This is a genomic window from Streptomyces sp. NPDC007088, from assembly GCF_042869355.1.
In the GTDB taxonomy this organism is placed as follows: Bacteria; Actinomycetota; Actinomycetes; order Streptomycetales; family Streptomycetaceae; genus Streptomyces.
The window spans coordinates 87874-102547 of record NZ_JBIAFO010000018.1 but is presented as its reverse complement, the minus strand read 5'-3'; the positions used below and the strand labels follow the sequence as shown (position 1 = coordinate 102547).

Annotated in this window: 16 protein-coding genes; 10 read left to right on the top strand and 6 right to left on the bottom strand. The window is 72.5% G+C overall.

Features of this window, described 5'->3' with window-relative positions; all coding sequences use genetic code 11:
• Positions 1–38 precede the first annotated feature (38 nt).
• Both ACFYMP_RS25180 and ACFYMP_RS25175 read left to right on the top strand, forming a co-directional pair.
• Entirely contained in the window at positions 39–866 is an 828-nt protein-coding gene (locus ACFYMP_RS25180; protein WP_388861726.1) for a helix-turn-helix domain-containing protein, read from the top strand.
• A 4-nt stretch (positions 867–870) separates the two neighbouring features.
• Complete coding sequence (locus ACFYMP_RS25175) at positions 871–1068, top strand: DUF397 domain-containing protein (protein WP_388861724.1); 198 nt, start codon at positions 871–873, stop codon at positions 1066–1068.
• Between the two features lie 716 nt (positions 1069–1784).
• On the opposite strand, the gene ACFYMP_RS25170 is transcribed toward ACFYMP_RS25175, so the two are convergent.
• Complete coding sequence (locus ACFYMP_RS25170; RefSeq protein ID WP_388861722.1) at positions 1785–2219, bottom strand: winged helix-turn-helix transcriptional regulator; 435 nt, start codon at positions 2217–2219, stop codon at positions 1785–1787.
• A 94-nt stretch (positions 2220–2313) separates the two neighbouring features.
• Between ACFYMP_RS25170 and ACFYMP_RS25165 the strand changes: the two genes are divergently transcribed.
• Positions 2314–2706 (top strand): VOC family protein, encoded by a 393-nt coding sequence (locus tag ACFYMP_RS25165; protein ID WP_388861720.1) that lies wholly within the window; start codon positions 2314–2316, stop codon positions 2704–2706.
• A 26-nt stretch (positions 2707–2732) separates the two neighbouring features.
• On the opposite strand, the gene ACFYMP_RS25160 is transcribed toward ACFYMP_RS25165, so the two are convergent.
• Together ACFYMP_RS25160 and ACFYMP_RS25155 are read right to left on the bottom strand one after the other, a co-directional pair.
• Positions 2733–2990, bottom strand: a complete 258-nt coding sequence (locus ACFYMP_RS25160; RefSeq protein ID WP_388861718.1) for a hypothetical protein — start codon at positions 2988–2990, stop codon at positions 2733–2735.
• A gap of 212 nt (positions 2991–3202) precedes the next feature.
• Positions 3203–3877 (bottom strand): hypothetical protein, encoded by a 675-nt coding sequence (locus ACFYMP_RS25155; protein ID WP_388861716.1) that lies wholly within the window; start codon positions 3875–3877, stop codon positions 3203–3205.
• Between the two features lie 341 nt (positions 3878–4218).
• On the opposite strand from ACFYMP_RS25155, the gene ACFYMP_RS25150 reads away from it, so the two are divergent.
• Positions 4219–4998 carry an SAM-dependent methyltransferase gene (locus ACFYMP_RS25150; protein ID WP_388861715.1) on the top strand — a complete coding sequence of 260 codons (780 nt, stop codon included), beginning with the start codon at positions 4219–4221 and terminating at the stop codon, positions 4996–4998.
• A 118-nt stretch (positions 4999–5116) separates the two neighbouring features.
• Here ACFYMP_RS25150 and coaA read toward each other — a convergent pair whose 3' ends face one another.
• Positions 5117–6103 (bottom strand): type I pantothenate kinase, encoded by a 987-nt coding sequence (gene coaA, locus ACFYMP_RS25145; RefSeq protein ID WP_388861713.1) that lies wholly within the window; start codon positions 6101–6103, stop codon positions 5117–5119.
• A gap of 155 nt (positions 6104–6258) precedes the next feature.
• Between coaA and ACFYMP_RS25140 the strand changes: the two genes are divergently transcribed.
• The 3 genes from ACFYMP_RS25140 to ACFYMP_RS25130 all read left to right on the top strand — a co-directional run bounded on the left by ACFYMP_RS25140 (position 6259) and on the right by ACFYMP_RS25130 (position 9098).
• A complete protein-coding gene (locus ACFYMP_RS25140; protein ID WP_388861711.1) occupies positions 6259–6615 on the top strand; it encodes a hypothetical protein in 357 nt (118 codons plus the stop codon).
• A gap of 169 nt (positions 6616–6784) precedes the next feature.
• On the top strand, positions 6785–8632 hold the full coding sequence (gene glmS / locus ACFYMP_RS25135) for a glutamine--fructose-6-phosphate transaminase (isomerizing) (protein ID WP_388861709.1): 1848 nt from the start codon (positions 6785–6787) through the stop codon (positions 8630–8632).
• 97 nt (positions 8633–8729) lie between these two features.
• A complete protein-coding gene (locus ACFYMP_RS25130) occupies positions 8730–9098 on the top strand; it encodes a holo-ACP synthase (RefSeq protein WP_388861707.1) in 369 nt (122 codons plus the stop codon).
• Positions 9099–9179: 81 nt separating this feature from the next.
• Here ACFYMP_RS25130 and ACFYMP_RS25125 read toward each other — a convergent pair whose 3' ends face one another.
• On the bottom strand, positions 9180–10097 hold the full coding sequence (locus ACFYMP_RS25125; RefSeq protein ID WP_388861705.1) for a MurR/RpiR family transcriptional regulator: 918 nt from the start codon (positions 10095–10097) through the stop codon (positions 9180–9182).
• Positions 10098–10195: 98 nt separating this feature from the next.
• Here ACFYMP_RS25125 and ACFYMP_RS25120 point away from each other — a divergent pair, with 98 nt between their 5' ends.
• Positions 10196–11035: an EamA family transporter gene (locus tag ACFYMP_RS25120; protein WP_388861703.1), complete on the top strand. Its 840-nt coding sequence runs from the start codon at positions 10196–10198 to the stop codon at positions 11033–11035.
• Positions 11036–11251: 216 nt separating this feature from the next.
• Here the strand turns inward: ACFYMP_RS25120 and ACFYMP_RS25115 are convergent, their stop codons facing one another.
• On the bottom strand, positions 11252–11686 hold the full coding sequence (locus ACFYMP_RS25115; protein ID WP_388861701.1) for an Hsp20/alpha crystallin family protein: 435 nt from the start codon (positions 11684–11686) through the stop codon (positions 11252–11254).
• Positions 11687–11837: 151 nt separating this feature from the next.
• Between ACFYMP_RS25115 and ACFYMP_RS25110 the strand changes: the two genes are divergently transcribed.
• Positions 11838–12539 carry a type III effector protein gene (locus tag ACFYMP_RS25110; protein ID WP_388861699.1) on the top strand — a complete coding sequence of 234 codons (702 nt, stop codon included), beginning with the start codon at positions 11838–11840 and terminating at the stop codon, positions 12537–12539.
• Between the two features lie 221 nt (positions 12540–12760).
• Positions 12761–14593 (top strand): asparagine synthase (glutamine-hydrolyzing), encoded by a 1833-nt coding sequence (gene asnB, locus ACFYMP_RS25105; protein WP_388861697.1) that lies wholly within the window; start codon positions 12761–12763, stop codon positions 14591–14593.
• The last annotated feature ends 81 nt before the right edge of the window (positions 14594–14674 follow it).

Genomic DNA, 14674 nt, shown 5'->3' with positions numbered 1-14674 from the left:
AACTTGTCATTCAGGCACGGAGAAAGGCGCGAAGGGCAATGAACGTGAAGGAGTTGAACCCCGACACCAGCCCCCAGGCCGCCTACGGGGCAAAGCTGCGCAGCTTACGGGAGGCGCGCGGCTGGACGCAGGACGAGCTGGGCGAGCGGATGGGGTACTCCGGAACCCACGTCTCGGCGGTCGAAACCAATCGCAAGTCCCCGACTCTGCGGTTTTCGCGCAGTGCGGACCTGGCCCTCGGTACTGCGGGCACGACGGACACCTTCGAACGCCGATGGGGGGAGATCCGGAACGGGTCGTTGCTCGAGGGTTTCTCGGAGTACATCGGCTATGAGGGCCGGGCGGTCGAGATCCGGCTGTTCCAAGTCGGACTCGTGCCAGGGCTATTGCAGACACCCGAGTACGCGAGGGCGTTGGCGGACGGTGATGTACGGCGTGGTGCCATCACGCCTGAGCAGGCAGACGGACGGGTCGCTGTCCTCGCCGAACGGCAAGCCGCACTGACACGGTCACGTCCTCCGATGATGTTGGTCGTGATGGATGAGAGTTGTCTTCGGCATCTGGTGGGTGGCGCGGAAGTCATGAACGCCCAACTTCAGCGGCTGGTCGAGTTCGCCGCACTTCCCAACACGGTGCTCCAGGTATCGCCGTTCGTCTTAGGCGAACGAAGGCCGTTCAACCTTCCGGTCAACTTGCTGACCATGGCCGATCGGACGATGGTCGCTTACGCGGAGTCCCACGCTCAGGGCAATGTTGACCGCGAAAGCACGTTCGTCCTTTCTACGCTGAACGCATACCATCACCTCCAGGCCGAAGCGTTGTCGCAAGCGGCTTCCGTGGCCATGATCCAGAGTGCGAAAGGGTAAGCCCGTGACTAACGAGCCTCGTTGGCGCAAGTCCTCCTACAGCTCCAACGGCGGCGACTGCATCGAGGTAGCCGCCAACCTCGCCGGCTCGCGCGGCGTGGTCCCCGTCCGTGACTCGAAGAACCCGAGCGGTCCGGTGCTGACCGTTGCCGCTGAGGCGTTCTCGTCCTTCGTGGCGGACGTCAAGACCGCCGCTGTCTGACCGTCTCGTTCAGCGCGCAGTGATGCGCGGTTGCCCCGTCGTGCGGTGTCGCACGGCGGGGCTCCGTGCTGTCCGTCCGGAGAGGCCCTCTCGCGGGGCGGGGCGGGGCGGGGCGGGGACGGGTGGCGAGTACCCCGTCCGCCTACGGGGGTTGTGCGTAGGGCCGGGGTGTCGGATAGTGCGGAGCAGATGAGACGCTGCCTTGAGGGGCCGCCCGCAGCGAACGCGTCGAGTCGAGTTCCTTCAGCGTCTGTACGGCGCTGTCGGCCAGGCGCCTTGAATACACATAGCCACGAGTCCCCAGGCTGGGGAATGCTCTGGGGCGATGGCAGGAGCGGACACCGTTTTGGTGGACCGTGCCTTGCCATGCCCTTTCGCCGGGCCCGGTCCCCTTGTCTGGGAGGGCCCATCCGATGCACGACGCTCTTCAGCTCGTCGCCGGTGTGTTCGGCGTCGTAGCGGCAGGTCTGAACATGGCTGCGACGTACCGGAAGGCCAGGTCGGAGCGCGAAGAAGGCAACCAGGGCGAGTCCTCTGGTCCGCGAGACGGCTCGGCAGCGTGAGGCGATAGCGGCACGTCGGGCAGGGCTCGGCCGGCGTCCCGGCCGGGCCGTGTCGCCGCGTCAGGTCAGGCGGGGCGGAGGGTTCGCCCGACGGCGTGGCGCGGCTCGCCCAGGCCCTCGAGGTCCGGTGACCCCGGCCGTGCCCCAGTACGGTCAGCGACCGCCTGTCGTCGCCCGGCCCCCGACGGGCCCCACCGGGGTCTTCGAGGCCCGGTCGAATCGCTCGCGGGACTCCTCGATGTGTTCCAGGTGCCGGCGCGTCCACCCGCACATGCCGTAGACGGTCTGCCGCAGCGACCGGCCCGCGTCCGTGAGGGCGTACTCCACGCGTGGCGGCACGGTCGGGTAGACGGTGCGCTCGACGAGCCCGTCGCGTTCGAGACCGCGCAGCGTCTGCGTGAGCATCTTGTGGCTGATGCCCTCCACCTCGCCGCGAAGCTCCGTGAAACGCAGGGTGCGCTCGCCGAGGACGGTGACCACCAAGAGCGTCCACTTGTTCGCGATACCGGAGAAGATCTCCCGCGCGAGGGAGTGGGCACGCGTCACGTCGGCGTCCTCCGGGACGCGTCCGGATTCTTCGGTAACCACGAGGTGCCCTTCTTTCGGAAAAGTGCGTTCTTCCCTCTGACCTGCGCACTCTCCTACGGTTATCAGGTAGGCACAAGTGACCGGAGGGCACGCCATGACCATCCTCAAGACGTACGCACGCCTGTGGACCGACGAGCTGGACGCGTCACTCGTACTGCTGCGGGAGCTGACCGGCGCGGAGCCCGACCTCCGCTTCGCCTTCGGTTCCGTCGAACTCGCGGCGATCGGTGACTTCCTCGTCATCGCGGGGCCGCCCGGGGAGCGTGCCCGGTACTCCCACGCCAGTGCCACCGTGATCGTCGACGACCTCGACGCCCTCACCGGGACGCTGGCGGCCGCCGGCGCGGAGATCACCACACCGGAGAGCGCCAGTGCCACCGGCCGGTTCCTGTACGCGCGCCATCGCGGGGGAGCGGAGGTCGAGTACGTCGAATGGGTACCGGAGCTGGTGGAGCGCGTCGTGCGGGCCCAGCGGCAGGTCCGGTAGCCGGGCCCGGGGGCCTGCGCGCCTCCTCACTGGAGCAGGGCGATGTGGGGATGGTCCGGGGTGGCCGGGCACACATGGAGTCGCAGGTTGTCGTCGCCGGCCATGCCGATCAGGGTGAAGTCGCCGTCCCGGGCGCCCAGGGGAAGCGGGGCCCTGGCCGGATCGTCCTCCTCGGCGATCCAGGTCCCGCTGCCGCCGTCCCATTCCGAGGAGGCGATGGTGAGGAGCGGGACCTCCGCGTACGCCTTGTACCGCGCGGGGTCGATCGTCTCCCAGCGGCTCATGTCGTCCAGCTGGTCCCGCAGCCAGTCGGGGGAAGAGCGCGGTCACGTCGAACGGCCTCGGCGGGGTGGTGGGGCCGGTGTCCATAGCGGGGACGATGCCAGCCGCGTCCGACAACGGGTGTACGCGTCACGCCTGTTACCCCCGCACCGCTTCCAGGGGCGTCTTCCAGGTGCGTCAGCATCCGTGTCAGCGGCCTGCGTCAGCATCCGTGTCAGCCCGGGAGCCCCAACTCGTCCAGCGGTGTCCCGGCGGCCCAGCGCCGGAGCCGGTGGCCGTCGACCAGATGGGCCACGCCCCGGCGGGCGGCCCAGCGGAGGTCCTCCTCGCTGTACGTTCCCTTGCTGATCACCACGCGTACGAGGTCCTCGACGCCCGTGTGCCACTCCATCCGCAGGGTCGCCGGGCCCGTGCGCGTGTCCTCGTCCGAGGGCTCGTCCCCGGCGCGGAACACGATGTCGAGCAGGCGGTCGCCCCGGTCGCGGGCGAACAGGCGGGGCCGGCCCCGGGTCGGCATGGCGATGACGCGCCAGCCGTCGCGGCGCAGTATGCGCTCGGCCGCGGTCGCCAGGCCGTCGTCGTCGAGTACCGCTATCTCGGCCGGGGTGTAGACACCGCCCCGCCTGCGGACCGCCGCCCGGCGCCAGCGCAGCCCCGGCACCGCGACCGCCGTGAGCAGGGCGAGTCCCAGCACCGGAAGGAGGACGCCGAAGGCGCGGCAGGACAGGACGAGGAGGAGGACCAGTACCGCCGCCGCGAGGACCAGGCCCGCGAACGCGGGCAGCACCTCGCGCAGCCCGGGGTCGTACGTTCCCCGCTCGCCCGGCTCCGCGGCCGCGCCCCGCCGTGGGGAGCGGCGCGACTCGGGTGCGGGGTCTCTCCTCAGCACAGCTCCACCTGGGGCACCTTCTTCTCCCGTTCCGTGTTGTCCGATACGGCCCCGCCGCCCGGCTCGGGCGGCGCCCGACAACCGTAGGCGGCCCCGGGGAGGGGTGGACCACTGGACCACCGCGGGACGGCGGCGGCCGGTCTCCTGCCGCGCCCGGTGCCGTCGCGGCCCGGTGCCGTCGCGGCCCGTCGGGAGCGTCCGGACCGTCCGACCCCCGTGACCTGCGGGCCTCCCGGTGGGTGGCGGCGGGGGCGGGTGCGGCATGCTGGAGGCCACGCACGACGCGCGGTGACGCCGTCCGCGTCTTCGCTTCCGTCGCGAGCCCGTCTGGAGAGTGCGCTGTGAGCCCCGACCCCCGGATCGACACGAGCAGGCCGCACCCGGCGCGGGTGTACGACTGGCTGCTCGGCGGCAAGGACAACTACCCGGTCGACCAGGCCGTCGGCGAGGGACTGCCCGCCGCCGCTCGCGAGAACGCGCGGCGCAACCGGGCGTTCATGCACCGGGCCGCCCGCCACCTCGCGCGTCTCGGGGTCGAGCAGTACCTGGACATCGGCACCGGCATCCCGACCGAGCCCAACCTGCACCGCGTCGTGCAGGAGATCGTGCCCGGCGCGCGGATCGTGTACGCCGACAACGACCCGATCGTCCTGCGCCACGCCGAGGCGCTGCTCGTCGGCACACCCGAGGGGGAGACCCACTACCTCGACGCGGACGTACGGGACCCGGCCGCGCTCGTCGAACGCGCCGGCCGGCTCCTCGACTTCGGGCGTCCGGTGGCGCTGTCCCTCATCGCGCTGCTGCACTTCGTGCCCGACGACGGGGACCCGTACGGGATCGTCCGTACGCTGCTCGACGCGCTCGCCCCCGGCAGCTACCTCGTCCTGTCGCACGGCACCGCCGACGAGCACCCCGAACTGGAGGCCACCACCAAGGAGTCGTACCGCAAGGGCGCGATCCCGCTGCGGATGCGTACCCGGGCCGAGGTCGAGCCGTTCTTCGCCGGGCTCGACCTGCTGCCGCCGGGGCTCGTCACCGCCAACTACTGGTACCAGGACGGCGACGAGGTGCCGCCCGCCGAGCGCAGTGGGTTCTACACCGGGGTCGCGCGGCTGCCGTGAGCCGCCCGCGCGGGGACGGGGGCGGTGGAGGTGCGCAGGGCCGGGGACGGGTCCGCGCCGGCGGAACGGGGCGCGGCGCGCTGCCGCCCGCCCTCCCGGCCCGGAGCCGCCCGCCCCCTCACAGCTTCCGCAACCGCACCCGCTGCACCTTGTGATCGGGCCCCTTGCGGATGACCAGGCTCGCGCGGCCCCGGGTCGGGGCCACGTTCTCCACCAGATTCGGTTCGTTGATGGTGCGCCAGGTGGTGCGGGCGTAGTCGAGGGCCTCCTCCTCCGTGACCTGGGTGTACTTGCGGAAGTACGAGGAGGGGTCCTGGAAGGCCGTCTCGCGCAGGCGGCGGAAGCGGTTGAGGTACCAGTTCCTGATGTCCTGCGGGCGGGCGTCCACGTACACGCTGAAGTCGAAGAAGTCCGCGAGGCCCACCCGCGTGCGGCCGTCCTTGCCGGGCAGGGCCGGCTGGAGGACGTTGAGGCCCTCCACGATCAGGATGTCGGGCCGGGAGACGGTCAGGAGTTCGCCCGGGACGATGTCGTACGTCAGGTGCGAGTAGACCGGCGCCGTGACCTGATCCTTGCCCGCCTTGATGTCGGCGACGAAACGGGTCAGCGCCCGGCGGTCGTAGGACTCGGGGAAACCCTTGCGGGACATCAGGCCCCGCTCCTTCAGCTCCGCCATCGGCATCAGGAAGCCGTCCGTCGTCACCAGCTCCACCCGGGGGTGCTCGGGCCAGCGGGCCAGCAGCGCCTTGAGCAGCCGGGCCACCGTCGACTTGCCGACCGCGACACTGCCCGCGACCCCTATGACGAAGGGCGTGCCCGCCTGCGAGCCCTGCTCGCCGAGGAAGGTGTTCAGGGAGCCGCGCAGCCGGTCGTTCGCCTCGACGTACAGGTTGAGCAGCCGGGACAGCGGGAGGTAGACGTCGCGGACCTCGTCCAGGTCGATGACGTCACCGAGGCCCCGCAGCCGCTCCACTTCCTCTGCGGTCAAGGGGAGGGGGGTCTTCGCGCGCAGCGCGCTCCACTCCTCGCGGGTCAGATCCACGTAGGGAGTCGCCTCCGGCCTGCGGTGGGCGCTCCTCGGGGGTGAGGTGATCACACGTTCCATTGTTGCGCCGATGTGTCGGCCCCGGCGCGTGGGGTCCATCACCCGGAGGGGGTGATTCCGTTTATTCCCCGTTCTTCCCCGTTCTTCCCCATTCCGTCATACCTGTGGACCCTCTGTGCGTACGCGGGTAGGTTCCGCCCCTTGGGGGTGATCCGGTGTCGCGACAGTGGACGCGGGCACGGGCGGGTGCGACGGCCGCGGGCGCGGAGACGAGTACGGCCGCGTCCGCGTGGTGGGACGGGAAGCGGGCGCGGGTACGGGCGCGGGTACGGAAGCGGGTGGGGGCGCACCGGGTGGCCGGTGGGCCCGGGGACGTGGCGGGGGACGGCGGCCCGGAGGGACCCGATGCCGCCGGGGACGATCTGCGGACGCTCGCCCAGGACCTCCCGGACGAGGACATCGCCGACGACCTGGACGATCAGCTCGACTGCTACCGCCTCGGCAGCAAACCGCGCTGCGAGGAGGTCGAGTACCTGCGGCTCGTCGAGGACGCGCGCGACCGGATGGGCTGAGCCCCCGGGCTCGCCCGCGCCCCGGGCCGTCCGCGTCCGCCGGGCTCGCTCGCCCGCGCCCCGGGCCCTCCGCGTCCCCCGGGCCGCCGTACGTACGCCGGGGGTGAGTCCGCCCAGCCGCCCGCGTCGCTCTCGCGGGGGCCGGGGGGCACCGGCTTAGGCTGCCGTCATGTGCGGAATCGTGGGATATGTCGGTTCACAGTCGGCTCTCGACGTCGTGCTCGCGGGGCTCAGACGGCTGGAGTACCGGGGGTACGACTCGGCGGGCGTCGCCGTCCTCGCGGACGGCCAGGTCGCCGCGGCGAAGAAGGCGGGCAAGCTCGGCAACCTGGAGAAGGAGCTGACCGAACACCCCCTGCCGAGCGCCGCGACCGGCCTCGGGCACACCCGGTGGGCCACCCACGGCGGGCCCACCGACGTCAACGCGCATCCGCACCTCGACAACGCGGGCCGCATCGCCGTCGTCCACAACGGGATCATCGAGAACTTCGCCGCCCTGCGCGAGGAGCTGCGCGCCCGGGGCCACCGGCTGGAGTCGGAGACCGACACCGAGACCGTCGCCCACCTGCTCGCCGAGGACTACTCCTCCTGCGGGGACCTCGCGCAGGCCATGCGCCTGGTGTGCCTGCGGCTCGAAGGGGCCTTCACGCTCGTCGCCGTGCACGCCGACGAGCCGGACCTCGTGGTCGGCGCGCGCCGCAACTCGCCGCTGGTCGTCGGGGTCGGCGAGGGCGAGTCCTTCCTCGCCTCCGACGTCACCGCCTTCATCGACCACACCCGCACCGCCATCGAACTCGGCCAGGATCAGGTCGTCGAGCTGCGCCGGGACGGCGTCGCGGTGACCGGTTTCGACGGGAGCCCCGCCGACGTCCGCACCTTCCACGTCGACTGGGACGCCTCCGCCGCCGAGAAGTCCGGATACGCCTCCTTCATGCTCAAGGAGATCGCCGAACAGCCCAAGGCCGTCTCCGACACCCTGCTCGGCCGGATCGACGCCTCGGGGACCCTCTCGCTCGACGAGGTGCGCATCCCGCCCCAGGTGTTGCGCGAGACCGACAAGATCGTGATCGTCGCGTGCGGGACCGCGTACCACGCGGGGCTCATCGCGAAGTACGCCATCGAGCACTGGACCCGCATCCCCTGCGAGGTCGAGCTGGCCAGCGAGTTCCGCTACCGCGACCCGATCCTGGACGGGCGCACCCTCGTCGTCGCGATCTCCCAGTCCGGGGAGACCATGGACACCCTCATGGCGCTGCGGCACGCCCGCGAGCAGGGCGCCCACGTGCTCGCCATCTGCAACACCAACGGCTCGACCATCCCGCGCGAGTCCGACGCGGTGCTCTACACGCACGCCGGGCCCGAGGTCGCCGTCGCCTCCACCAAGGCGTTCCTGACCCAGCTCGTCGCCTGCTACCTCGTGGCGCTCTACCTCGCGCAGAACCGGGGCACCAAGTACGGCGACGAGATCCGCACCGTCGTCACCGAACTGGCCGGGGTCCCCGAGGCCCTGGAGCAGGTCCTCGACACGATGGAACCCGTACGCGAGCTGGCCCGCTCCCTGGCCGGGCACGACACCGTGCTCTTCCTCGGCCGGCACGTCGGCCACCCCGTCGCCCTGGAGGGCGCGCTCAAGCTCAAGGAACTCGCGTACATGCACGCCGAGGGCTTCGCCGCCGGGGAACTCAAGCACGGGCCGATCGCGCTCATCGAGGAGGGGCTGCCCGTCGTCGTCATCGTCCCCTCGCCGCGCGGGCGTTCCGTCCTGCACGACAAGATCGTGTCCAACATCCAGGAGATCCGCGCGCGCGGCGCCCGCACCCTCGTCATCGCCGAGGAGGGCGACACCGCCGTCGAGCCCTACGCCGACCACGTCGTGCGCGTCCCGCGCGTGCCGACCCTGCTCCAGCCGCTCGTCGCCACCGTCCCGCTCCAGGTCTTCGCCTGCGAACTCGCGACCGCCCGGGGCAACGAGGTCGACCAGCCGAGGAACCTCGCGAAGTCCGTGACCGTGGAGTGAGCCGGCCGGGGTGCCGTCCTCTGGTACGCACGGCGTACGTACGGTGCGTACCGTACGTACGTTGCGTATGCGGGGACGGGCGCGGGAGGCACGGGCTGTGATCATCGGGGTCGGGATCGACGTGGCGGAGATCGACCGGTTCGGGGCGGCGCTGCGGCGCACCCCGGGCCTCGCCGACCGGCTGTTCGTCGAGGCCGAGACGGTCCTGCCGGACGGGGAGCGCCGGGGCACCGCCTCGCTCGCCGCCCGGTTCGCCGCGAAGGAGGCCCTGGCCAAGGCGCTCGGCGCCCCTCCCGGACTGCGCTGGACGGACGCCGAGATCTGGACCGAGGAGGGCGGCCGGCCCCGGCTGCGGGTGAGCGGCACCGTCGCGGCCCGCGCCGAGGCGCTCGGCGTGCGGCACTGGCACGTCTCGCTCAGCCACGACGCGGGGGTCGCCTCGGCGGTCGTCGTCGCCGAGGGGTAGCCGCCGCGCTCCGCGCGCACGCCCCCCGGTACGTGGTTCCGCGCGTACGCGTCCCAGTACGCGTTTCCGCGCGCACGCCACTCAGTACGTGTGGTCCGCCGTGACGTCCGCCGACAGGTCCAGGGCGCGGCGGGCCGGGGCGCCGCCCAGTTCCAGCAGGCACAGGGTCAGCGCGTCCACGACCGCGAGGTGCGCGAGGCGGCTGGCGACCGCCTCCAGGCCCAGCACCAGATCCTGGCCGCCCGCCACCAGGACGACCTCACTCGTCTCGGTGAGCGGTGAGCGCACATAGCTGGTCAGGGCGATCACGGCGGCGCCCTGGAGCCGGGCCCGGCGCGCCGCCTCCACCGTGCTGCGCGTCGCCCCCGTGTGGCTCACCGCGAGACACACCGCCGAAGCGGGCAGCAGGCCCGCCGACAACTGGGCGGTGAGCGGGTCGGCGGGCGCGTCCACCGGGCGGCCCACCGCGCGCAGCCGGTACGCCGCGTCCGTCGCGACCGGCGCCGACAGGCCCGCGCCCACCACCAGGACCCGGCTCGCCGCGTGCAGCAGCCGGGCCGCCTCGCCGAGCCGGGCGGCGGGCAGGGTCGCCGACAGCCCGTCCAGCGCCTCCCGCGTCGCGGCCAGGGTCGCCGACAGGGCCCGGCCGGCCGGATCGCCCGCTTCGTCCCCGGCCTCCGTGACCGGGGCCGGGGCCTGCCGGGCGGCGGCGATCTTCAGCTCCTGGAAGCCCCGGAAGCCCAGCCGCTGGCAGGCCCGCACGACCGAGGAGGACGCCGTCCCGGCCAGCGCGGCCACCTCGCTCACGCTCAGCCCCACGAGGTTCGCGCCCTGTTCCAGGACGACCCGCGCCACCCGCGCCTCGGCGCCGCGCAGCGCGGGCAGGTGCGCGCGGACCAGAGCGGGCAGGCCGGTGGGGTGCGCGGGGCCGCCGGGGCGCGTGGCGCCGCCGGGGTGCCCGGTACCGCCCGACGACGACGGCTCGGAATTCTGTTCCATATGGTTAGGGTAGCTTGGAATTCCGTTCCGCAAGCCGGGACCTCCCGGAACACCCCTGGAACGGGAACCGGAACACCCCTGGAACGGGAAGGAGCCCCATGGCCGGCGTCCCGGTCGCCGTACTCACGGCGGCGCTGCTGCACGCCATCTGGAACGCCCTGTCGCACGCCGCCTCCGACAAGGCGGCCAGGACCGTGATGATCAACCTCGTCTACACCGTGTGCGGCGGGCTCATCGCGTGCTTCACCCCGGTGCCCGACGGCGCCGCCTGGCCCTGCCTCCTCGCCTCCGCCCTGCTCCAGGCCGTCTATCAGGTGCTGCTCCTCCAGGCGTACCGGCTCGGCGACTTCGGGCAGATGTACCCGATCGCGCGCGGCACCTCGCCGTGGCTGGTCGCGCTGCTGTCGACGCTCGTCCTCGGTCAGACGCTGCCGCCCGGACAGGCCCTCGGCGTCGTCGTGATCTCGGCCGGACTCGCCGGGCTCGCGCTCGCGGACGGGCTGCCGGGCCGCGCCCAGCTCCCCGCGCTGTCCGCCGCGCTCGGCACCGGGGTGATGATCGCCTGCTACACCGTCGTGGACGGCACCGGCGTACGGGAGTCCGGCACCGTCCTCGGCTACATCGGCTGGATGTTCCTTCTCCAGGGCCCCGTCCTGCCCCTGCTCGCCCTGGCCCGGGGCGGCAGGGAATTCGCGCGCCGGCTGCGGCCCGACTGGCGTACGGGGGTGCTCGGCGGGCTGCTCTCGCTCGCCGCGTACGGACTCGTCGTCGGGGCCCAGGCGTTCGGGGACCTCGCGACCATCGCCGCGCTGCGCGAGACCAGCATCGTGATCGCCGCCGTCATCGGCACCCTCGTCTTCCACGAGCGCCTCGGCCGCAGACGGCTCGCCGCGAGCGCCGCCGTGCTCGCCGGGATAGCGGTCCTGCAACTCGCCTGAACCCGCCTGAACCCGCCGTACGCCTGAACCCGCCTGAACCCGCCTGAACCCGCCTGAACCCGCCGTACGGCGACCGGCCCCGGCCCAGAACCCGGCGACGCGGGCCCCGGACGCGCCCGGAGGGGGCCGTCACCGCGGTGACGGCCCCCTCCGGGCGATCATCTCAAGGGGCCGCCGCCCGGCGCTCCTGCCGGTGCGCGGCGGCGGCCCGCTTTCTCAGGCGCCGATCTGCCGGGGCTCGGACGCCCCGCCGATCGCGATCTTGCGGGGCTTGGCGCGCTCGGCGATCGGGATGCGCAGGGTCAGCACCCCCGCCTCGTAGTCGGCCGTGATGCGCTCGGTGTCCAGGGTGTCGGCCAGCACCAGCTGGCGGGAGAAGACACCGAGGGGCCGCTCGGAGAGCTCCATCTGCACGTCGTCGGCGTTCACGGCCGGGCGGCGCTCGGCCTTGACGGTGAGCATGTTCCGCTCGACGTCGATGTCGATCGCGTCCTTCGCGACGCCCGGCAGGTCGAGGGCGATCACGTACTCCTCGCCCTCGCGGTAGGCGTCCATCGGCATCGCCGAGGGCCTGGACCAAGTGCCGGTCACCCCCGTCAGCTGCTGGGCGAGCCGGTCGAGTTCGCGGAACGGGTCAGTGCGCATCAACATCGCGAAAACACCTCCACAGGTCTGGCAGGAACTGCCAATGCGCTTCGTCTGACACCGTTGTAACATGTCATCCAAACGATGACAAGTGAGAGGGTCATCCGGAGGATGACGAAGCGATTCGTCGTCCGGAGGGTGACGTACGGAGGTTTCCATGACCGCTGCCCGTGAGCCCCGCGACCCCGCCCCCTCCACCGGGCCCGGCGCCCCCGTCCCGCCGCCCTCCGGGCCCCACGACCCCGCCTCGTTCTTCGCCGCCGCCGCGGCCCTGGACGCGATCGACGAGGCCGTCCGCACCGCCGGGGACGGCGCGCGGGCGGACGGCGGACGAGCGGACGGCGGGCGGGCCAGCGCGGACCAGGCCCTGGCCGCCCTCCTCCTCCTGCGCAAGGTGCGCGAACAGCTCGCGGGCTGGGAGCCGGGGCTGATCGAGACGGCCCGCGCCGCGGGCTCCAGCTGGGCCGACCTCGCCCACCCCCTGGGCGTCGCCAGCCGCCAGGCGGCGGAGCGGCGCTATCTGCGGGTGCGCCCCGGGGCCCCCGGAAGCACGGGCGAACAGCGCGTGCGGGCCACCCGCGACCGCCGCGCCGCCGACCGCACCCTCACGGCCTGGGCCCGGGGCAACGCCGCCGAACTGCGCCAGCTCGCGGGGCGGATCACCGCCCTCACCGACCTCCCCGACCGGGCCCGCACCCCCGTGGCCCGGCTCGCCGAGGCCCTCGCCGAGGACGACGCCGCCCGGCTCGTCGCCCCCCTGGCCGACACCCGCGCCCACCTCCAGGAGGGCCATCCCGACCTCGCGGACCAGATCGGCTCCGTCACCCACCGCGCCGACCGGCTCCGCGGGGACGGCTGACCGCCCGGAGGAGGCGGTGCCCGGTCCGGGCCCGGCCCGCGCGGGTGTCACACGTCCCGCGCGCGTGCGTGCTCCCCGGCGCTCCGAAACCTGTCGTTAACGGGAATTTACCGGTGAGAAACATCACCGCGCGCGGTACGCGACGCACCGTAGCGGCCCCGCCCCGGAGAGGTAGATGGTCTTTACAGGCAACTCCTCGGCAAGGGAAAGGGCTGATCACTGTGTGCGGTATCACCGGCTGGGTCTCCTACCACCGCGACCTCACCTCCCACCGCCATCTCCTCGACGCCATGACGGAGACGATGTCCTGCCGGGGCCCGGACGCCGCCGGTGTCCTGACGACCCCCCGGGCGGCGCTCGGACACCGCAGGCTCGCCGTCATCGACCTGCCCGGCGGGGCCCAGCCCATGACCGTCGAGACCCCCGACGGCCCCGTGAGCATCGTGTACTCCGGCGAGGCGTACAACTTCACCGAGCTGCGCGCCGAACTGCGCCGCAGGGGCCACGCCTTCACGACGGACTCGGACACCGAGGTCGTCCTGCGCGGCTACGCCGAATGGGGCACGTCCCTCCCGGAGCGGCTCAACGGCATGTACGCCTTCGCCGTCTGGGACTCCCGCACCGAGACGCTCCTCATGGTCCGCGACCGCATGGGGATCAAGCCGTTCTATTACTACGAGACCGACGACGGCGTCCTCTTCGGCTCCGAGCCCAAGGCGATCCTCGCCAACCCGCTCGTCGCGCCCGTCGTCGGCCTCGACGGACTGCGGGAGGTCTTCTCCTTCGCCAAGACCCCCGGCCACGCGGTCTGGGAGGGCATGCGCGAACTGCGGCCCGGCCACCTCGCCGTCGTCGGCCGCGACGGCCTGCGCGAGCACGCCTACTGGCGGCTTGAGGCCGCCGAGCACACCGACGATCGGGAGACGACGGTCGCCCACGTACGGGAGTTACTGGAGGACATCGTCGCCCGCCAGCTCATAGCCGACGTGCCGCGCTGCACGCTCCTCTCCGGCGGGCTCGACTCCTCGGCCCTGACCGCGCTCGCCGCCCGCCGGCTCGCCCGGGACGGGGAGTCCGTCCGCAGCTTCGCCGTGGACTTCCCCGGGCAGGCCGACAACTTCCGGGCGCTCGACGTGTCACCGAGCATCGACACGCCCTACGTGCACGCCGTCGCCGCGCACGTGAAGAGCGAGCACCGCGACATCATGCTCGACGGCTCCGTCCTGTCCGACCCGGCGGTCAGGCGCGCCGCCATCGGGGCGCGGGACCTGCCGCTCGGGCTGGGGGACCGGGACAACTCCCTGTACCTGCTGTTCAAGGCGGTCCGCGAGCAGTCGACGGTGGCGCTCTCCGGGGAGTCGGCCGACGAGGTGTTCGGCGGCTACCCGTGGTTCCACGACGAACGACGCGAGGCCGGCACCTTCCCGTGGCTGGCCGGCGGCGCCCGGCTCGGCGACAGCAGGCAACTGCTCTCCGAGGACCTCGCCGGGAAACTCCAGGTGGACACCTACCTGGACGACCACTACCGCACCGCCCTGCGGGAGGTACCCACGAAGGACGGCGAGGAGGGCCTGGAGAAGCGGATGCGGCAGGTCTCCTACCTCCACCTGACCCGCATGGTCAACACGCTGCTGGACCGCAAGGACCGGATGAGCATGGCCGTCGGCCTGGAGGTCAGGGTGCCGTTCTGCGACCACCGCCTCGTCTCCTACGTCTTCAACACGCCCTGGTTGCTGAAGACCTTCGACGGACGGGAGAAGAGCATCCTGCGCGCCGCCACGCGCGACGTGCTCCCCGAGTCCGTCGTACAGCGCAAGAAGAGCGGCTACCCCGGCAGCTTCGACCCCGCCTACCTCACGGCGATCAAACGTCAGGCGGAGGACCTGCTCGCCTCCCGCCACCAGGCGCTCGAACTGTGCCGCACCCCGGTCCTGAAGGAGGCGCTCGCCGCGCCCCCGGAGCACATCACCGACGGGCAGCGGGCCGTCGTCGAACGCGCCCTCGACCTCGCCACGTGGATCGACCTCTACAAGCCGACGCTCGCCCTGGGCTGACGCCGAAGCGGCCCCGGGCGCACGCCGCGAGCCCCGCGAGCCCCCCGTACCCGCGCCACCCGCATGGCCCCGCCCGCACGT

Coding starts and splice junctions, on each gene's coding strand:
- ACFYMP_RS25180 (WP_388861726.1), top strand. CDS start 39: ATGAACGTGAAGGAGTTGAACCCCGACACCAGCCCCCAGGCCGCCTAC.
- ACFYMP_RS25165 (WP_388861720.1), top strand. CDS start 2,314: ATGACCATCCTCAAGACGTACGCACGCCTGTGGACCGACGAGCTGGAC.
- ACFYMP_RS25160 (WP_388861718.1), bottom strand. CDS start 2,990: ATGAGCCGCTGGGAGACGATCGACCCCGCGCGGTACAAGGCGTACGCG.
- coaA (WP_388861713.1), bottom strand. CDS start 6,103: ATGGAACGTGTGATCACCTCACCCCCGAGGAGCGCCCACCGCAGGCCG.
- glmS (WP_388861709.1), top strand. CDS start 6,785: ATGTGCGGAATCGTGGGATATGTCGGTTCACAGTCGGCTCTCGACGTC.
- ACFYMP_RS25125 (WP_388861705.1), bottom strand. CDS start 10,097: ATGGAACAGAATTCCGAGCCGTCGTCGTCGGGCGGTACCGGGCACCCC.
- ACFYMP_RS25120 (WP_388861703.1), top strand. CDS start 10,196: ATGGCCGGCGTCCCGGTCGCCGTACTCACGGCGGCGCTGCTGCACGCC.
- ACFYMP_RS25115 (WP_388861701.1), bottom strand. CDS start 11,686: ATGTTGATGCGCACTGACCCGTTCCGCGAACTCGACCGGCTCGCCCAG.
- ACFYMP_RS25110 (WP_388861699.1), top strand. CDS start 11,838: ATGACCGCTGCCCGTGAGCCCCGCGACCCCGCCCCCTCCACCGGGCCC.